Source organism: Lysobacter arseniciresistens ZS79, from assembly GCF_000768335.1.
Taxonomy (GTDB): Bacteria; Pseudomonadota; Gammaproteobacteria; order Xanthomonadales; family Xanthomonadaceae; genus Novilysobacter; species Novilysobacter arseniciresistens.
The window spans coordinates 1-4,621 of the sequence record NZ_AVPT01000059.1 but is presented as its reverse complement, the minus strand read 5'-3'; the positions used below and the strand labels follow the sequence as shown (position 1 = coordinate 4,621).

Below are 4,621 nucleotides of genomic sequence, written 5' to 3'. Positions count from 1 at the left end.
GGGTATCCGGATTTTAGTGTGGGAAGACCGCACTAGCCCTTCTTGTCTGACAGCTCTCGTTCGGTAGGTTTCTGGTATCGCAAGGCTTACGCGCTTTTAGCCTTCAGTGTGGGCTTTGTCTGGCGCATGTCGGTGCAAGGAAACAATCAGTGGCAGGTCACCTTGCCCCCGGCTCGAACTGGGGTTTGAGGCGCAGTGGAACGGAAAACCGGGTTAAGCCACGCGCCTAGCTCCCGTGCAGAGAATCGATCAGCGGGCACGACACAGTGCCTCGCTGCGCATGGCACTCGTTGACCAACCGTGACAGCACCGCTTCGATTCGCGTCAGGTCCGCCATCTTGGTGCGCACGTCGGTGAGCTGGAGCGCAGCCAGCTCGGCGGCTTCGCTGCAGTGAGTGCCGTCCTCAAGCTGTAGGAGTTGGCCGACTTCGTCCAGGTTGAACCCCAGCCGCTGGGCGGATTTCACGAAACGCACCCGCGCCACGTCCGCCGATCCGTAGCGGCGAATACTGCCGACGGGCCGACCTGGTTCTGGCAATAACCCCTTGCGCTGATAGAACCGGATGGTCTCCACGTTGACCCCAGCGGCCTTGGCGAAAGCCCCGATGGTCAGTGTTTGCGGATCGTTCACCATCGCGCTTGACTCCGTACTTGACTACGGAAGTAACCTTAGCGCATCACGCAACGTCTCGGAAGGAGATCCCTCACATGGCAGACCCCAGCAACGGCCGCGGTGCACTGGCCGCCGGTGGCCTCGCCGCCATCCTCGCCTCGACCTGCTGCCTCGGTCCGCTGGTGCTGATCACGCTGGGTTTCTCCGGCGCCTGGATCGGCAACTTGACCGCGCTGGAACCGTACCGGCCGATCTTCATTGGCGTGGCGCTCGTGGCGCTGTTCTTCGCGTGGCGTCGCATCTTCCGGCCGGCTCGCGCCTGCGCGCCGGACGACGCATGCGCCGTGCCCCAGGTGCGGACGGCCTACAAGGTGATCTTCTGGATCGTCACCGCCCTGGTGCTGATCGCGCTCGTGTTCCCCTACCTCATGCCCCTGTTCTACTGAAAGGAGATTGCCATGAAGAAACTCGTCGCATTGCTCGCTCTGACCGTTGCCCTCAGCGCTCCCGCCTGGGCCGCCACCAAAACCGTCACGCTGTCGGTGCCGAGCATGACCTGCGCCACCTGTCCGATCACGGTCAAGAAGGCGCTGACCAAGGTCGAAGGCGTCATCGAGGCCAAGGTGACCTGGGAGCCCAAGGAGGCGGTGGTAACCTACGACGATGCCAAGACCACTCCGGCCGCGTTGACCAAAGCCACCGAGAACGCCGGCTACCCGTCTACCGTCAAGAAGTGAGCACACGCTCATGACCGAGGCGATCACGCTGCACATCGATGGCATGACCTGCGGGTCGTGCGCCGAGCACGTCAAGCAGACCTTGGAAAAGGTGCCCGGCGTGCGTTCGGCCTCAGTGTCCTACCCACAGCGCCGGGCCGAGATTGAGGCCAGCGTAGGTACCGCCGCGGACGTGACCTCGCTGGTCGCGGCGGTATCCGCACTCGGTTACCGAGCGCAGCTTGCCGATGCGCCGGGGCAACCCAGCGACCTGCTGAACAATGCACAAGAGCGGCTGGGCGGCGAACCAAAGCGCGAGGACGATGAGGCTGCACTGCACGTGGCCGTGATCGGCAGCGGCGGCGCGGCGATGGCGGCGGCGTTGAAGGCCGTCGAGCAAGGGGCGCGTGTGACGCTGATCGAGCGCAGCACTCTCGGCGGCACCTGCGTCAACGTCGGATGTGTGCCGTCCAAGATCATGATCCGCGCTGCCCACATCGCGCATCTGCGTCGCGAGAGTCCGTTCGATGACGGCATTGCCGCCGCCTCGCCGAAGATTCTGCGTAAGCGCTTGCTGGCTCAGCAGCAGGGGCGCGTCGATGAACTGCGCCACGCCAAGTACGAAGGCATCCTGACGAGCACCCCGACCATCACCGTGCTGCGCGGCGATGCCCGATTCAAGGATGCGCACACGCTGACCGTGGCAACCGCTGACGACGGGATGCGCGAGGTGAGTTTCGACCGCTGCCTCATCGCCACCGGGGCCAGTCCGGCGATTCCACCGATCCCGGGCTTGAAAGACACGCCCTTCTGGACGTCGACCGAAGCGCTGGCCAGCGACACGATCCCCGATCGGCTGGCCGTGATCGGCTCGTCGGTGGTGGCCGTCGAACTCGCGCAGGCCTTTGCCCGGCTGGGCAGCAAGGTGACCATGCTGGCGCGCAGCACACTGTTCTTTCGCGAAGACCCCGCCATTGGCGAGGCCATCACGGCCGTGTTCCGCGCCGAAGGCATCGAAGTGCTGGACCACACCCAGGCCAGCCAGGTCGCCTATGAGGATGGGGAATTCGTGCTCACCACCGAACGCGGCGAACTGCATGCCGACCGGCTGTTGTTCGCCACCGGCCGCACCCCAAACACCCGCACGCTCAACCTCGACGCGGCCGGTGTGGTGGTCAATGCGCAAGGCGCCATCACCATCGACCACGCGATGCGCACTACCGTGCCGCACATCTATGCCGCCGGCGACTGCACTGACCAGCCGCAGTTCGTCTACGTCGCGGCGGCGGCCGGCACCCGCGCTGCAATCAACATGACGGGTGGCAACGCGACGCTGGATCTGACGGCGATGCCGGCGGTGGTGTTCACCGACCCGCAGGTCGCCACCGTGGGCTACAGCGAAGCCGAAGCGCACCACGACGGTATCGAGACCGACAGCCGCACGCTGACGCTCGACAACGTGCCCCGGGCGCTGGTCAACTTCGACACGCGCGGTTTCATCAAGCTGGTTTCGGAGGCCGGTTCGGGACGACTGATCGGCGTGCAAGCGGTAGCCCCGGAAGCAGGCGAGCTGATCCAAACCGCAGTACTGGCGATTCGCAACCGCATGACGGTGCGAGAGTTGGCCGACCAGTTATTCCCCTACCTGACGATGGTCGAGGGGCTGAAACTCGCGGCACAAACCTTCACCAAGGACGTAAAGCAACTGTCCTGTTGCGCGGGGTAGTGGCTGGGCCTCTTACCTATGCTTCATCGGCTGAATCACAAATTCAGGCTGAAGCGCCGCCTCTTGCACAATGGGCTGAGGACTATTCGAAATACCCCTCTTCGAGTAGCCGCGCCAGCGTCGGGAGATAGGGGCCGTACTCGACCACGCGCGTGATCTTCTTCTTGCGCGTTGCCGCCGTGGTCATCCGCTGGAACACGAAGTCCGTGGTCATTGGGTCGTCGTCATCGACCAACACGGTTTCGATAACCGAGCCATCCTTGCGCGCCTTCTTGTCGTAGAGCATGCGCGCCCGAAGCACCTCGAAGCTGTAACCCCTGCCCATGCGGTTCATGTCTTTGGCCACTCGGTTGACTGACTCAGTATAGGCATTGGTAATCGGCTGCTCGAAGTAGGCGAAGATTTCGTCGTGCCAGTTGTGCACGGCGGTGGTCAGGTCCTTGAACGTGGCCGCCAATTCGGTCGGAATATTGGCCTGCCACTTCGCGCAGGCGGCTTCTGCTGCTGGGCGGGTCTTCTGATCCCAGATCGACAGAAATCCTTCCTTGAGCGCGTGGGCTTCGCTTAGGAGCGGGAACTGTTGGAACCATTCCCGCATCCGGTCCATATCTCTCCCTGTCAGGTCGTGCTGCCGCTTGAGCAGCAGGAACCGCTCGTCCTTGAGTTTGAGGCGCTGCCGGGTGGACAAATCCTTGCGAATGCGCTTGCGCAGCTTCTCCAGCGCGTCGTTCGCCATGCGCTGGATATGGAATCGATCGACCACGATCCGGGCCTGTGGCAGCGTGGCGCGCACCACCTGCCGATAAACGTGGTACATGTCCATCGCCACCCACTCGACCGAGTCCTTGTCCCGCAGGTCGCGGAAATAGGGCATCAACTCGGCTTTGGCCCGGCTGGGGCGGATATCGAACACGGTCTTGCGCTCGACGTTGGTGATCATGGCCCGGTACTGGCCGATGATCTTGAGCTCGTCGATACCCAGCACCCGCGGCGTCCGGAACTGGGTCTTGGCCTCGACCTCCTCGATGAAATCGTCGAAGACGTGGCGGACCGTCTTTTCGTCCACGGCTACTTCCCGGGCAAGGGCCGCAAAGGTCTTGGAGAAGGACTGGTCGCGGATATAACGCACCAGACGCGCCGTGGCTTGGCGTTTTCCATCAAGGTCCGCCACAGGCTCAAACAAGGTCTTGGTGCAGCTTGTACAGCGATAGCGACGGCGCTGGATGAAGATCACGACGGGTTTGCCGTGCGTCGGTGTGTCCTGAAACGACTGTTCCTGTGAGCCGTGACCATGCAGGCGTCCGGTCTTGCACAGCGGGCAGGTCACCCACTGATTGACGCCTTCGGCCTTGACGACGTAACTGTCCTCGCTGGTCAGGATTTCAAGCGTCTTCAGGCTTCGCAGCTGGAGAAAGTCCGTCACTCAGCACCTTGGGCGAACCCACACTGAAATCCGACTTTTACTCTAGCACATCCGCTCAGCCGTCCAACACCAAAATCCATTCTTTGAAAGTGATAGCTACAAAGACCCAAGGAGCCAGAACCCACACCAGATTCCGGATACCC

5 protein-coding genes are annotated in these 4,621 nt (G+C 62.7%); 3 read left to right on the top strand and 2 right to left on the bottom strand.

All coding sequences use genetic code 11. The annotated features are described in order from the left end of the window. Positions 1–226: 226 nt before the first annotated feature. The gene (gene merR, locus N799_RS13895) at positions 227–634 is read right to left on the bottom strand and encodes a mercury resistance transcriptional regulator MerR (RefSeq protein ID WP_012480188.1); all 408 of its coding nucleotides are present in this window, start codon (positions 632–634) and stop codon (positions 227–229) included. A gap of 74 nt (positions 635–708) precedes the next feature. Here merR and merT point away from each other — a divergent pair, with 74 nt between their 5' ends. From merT to merA, 3 genes are read left to right on the top strand one after another with little or no spacing between them, the layout of a single operon-like run. After that, entirely contained in the window at positions 709–1,059 is a 351-nt protein-coding gene (gene merT / locus N799_RS13890; protein ID WP_019183730.1) for a mercuric ion transporter MerT, read from the top strand. Between the two features lie 12 nt (positions 1,060–1,071). Next, positions 1,072–1,350 carry a mercury resistance system periplasmic binding protein MerP gene (merP, locus tag N799_RS13885; RefSeq protein ID WP_012480190.1) on the top strand — a complete coding sequence of 93 codons (279 nt, stop codon included), beginning with the start codon at positions 1,072–1,074 and terminating at the stop codon, positions 1,348–1,350. 10 nt (positions 1,351–1,360) lie between these two features. Then, on the top strand, positions 1,361–3,055 hold the full coding sequence (merA, locus tag N799_RS13880; protein ID WP_012480191.1) for a mercury(II) reductase: 1,695 nt from the start codon (positions 1,361–1,363) through the stop codon (positions 3,053–3,055). An 82-nt stretch (positions 3,056–3,137) separates the two neighbouring features. On the opposite strand, the gene N799_RS13875 is transcribed toward merA, so the two are convergent. Then, positions 3,138–4,478, bottom strand: a complete 1,341-nt coding sequence (locus N799_RS13875; RefSeq protein WP_019183731.1) for an ISL3-like element ISStma11 family transposase — start codon at positions 4,476–4,478, stop codon at positions 3,138–3,140. Positions 4,479–4,621: the final 143 nt, after the last annotated feature.